The organism is Rhizobium sp. P1_B8 (assembly GCF_056406515.1).
This window is the reverse complement of the sequence record NZ_JBFTZZ010000090.1, coordinates 1-463: the sequence shown is the minus strand read 5'-3', so window position 1 is coordinate 463 and position 463 is coordinate 1. Positions and strand designations below refer to the sequence as shown.

Annotated in this window: 1 protein-coding gene; it reads right to left on the bottom strand. The window is 62.9% G+C overall.

From position 1 onward, the window contains the following. Window positions 1-463 (bottom strand): zinc-binding dehydrogenase (locus AC1D2N_RS36245; RefSeq protein WP_477983042.1); only part of this gene is annotated, 463 nt, incomplete at both ends.

Below are 463 nucleotides of genomic sequence, written 5' to 3'. Positions count from 1 at the left end.
GCATGGTGTGGGTGATCATCGGATCGATCTGGATCTTGCCCTGCATGTACCATTCGACGATCTTCGGCACGTCGGTGCGGCCGCGCGCGCCGCCGAAAGCCGTGCCCATCCAGTTGCGGCCGGTGACCAGCTGGAACGGACGGGTGGAGATTTCCTGGCCGGCACCGGCAACGCCGATGATAACCGACTTGCCCCAGCCGCGGTGCGATGCTTCCAGCGCCTGGCGCATCACCTTGGTGTTGCCGGTGCAGTCGAAGGTATAGTCGGCGCCACCGATCAGGTCGCCGTTGCGTTTGGTCAGGTTGACGAGGTAGGGCACGATGTCGTCGCCGACCTCCTTCGGATTGACGAAGTGGGTCATGCCGAACTTTTCGCCCCAGGCCTTGCGGTCAGGGTTGATATCGACGCCGATGATCATGTCGGCACCGGCAAGACGCAGGCCCTGAAGCACGTTGAGACAGAC